The sequence below is a fragment of the Bacillus sp. SIMBA_154 genome (assembly GCF_046536015.1).
GTDB lineage: Bacteria > Bacillota > Bacilli > Bacillales > Bacillaceae > Bacillus > Bacillus pumilus_P.
On the sequence record NZ_JAWJBV010000362.1, the window covers coordinates 1 to 262 of the forward strand.

General features: G+C 37.0%; 1 protein-coding gene. It reads left to right on the forward strand.

The features are described 5' to 3' along the window. Positions 1-25: 25 nt before the first annotated feature. Positions 26-262 (forward strand): Spx/MgsR family RNA polymerase-binding regulatory protein (locus R0K30_RS22380; protein ID WP_410613092.1); only part of this gene is annotated, 237 nt, incomplete at its 3' end.

Here is a 262-nt window from a genome sequence, read left to right on the forward strand (position 1 = left end):
TTATCCGAGGGAGGAATTTTTAAAAATGAAAGAACTTATTTTTTATTCATACCCGAGCTGCACATCATGCCGAAAAACGAAACATTGGTTAAAAGCCCACAATGTTGACTTTCAAGAGCGCCATCTATTCAGGGAGACACCGACAATTGATGAATTGAAGCAGATCCTATCATTAACGACCGAAGGAATTGATGAAATATTGGCGACGAGAAGCCAAACATTTAAAAATCTCAACCTGAACATTGAAGAAATGACTGTAAAT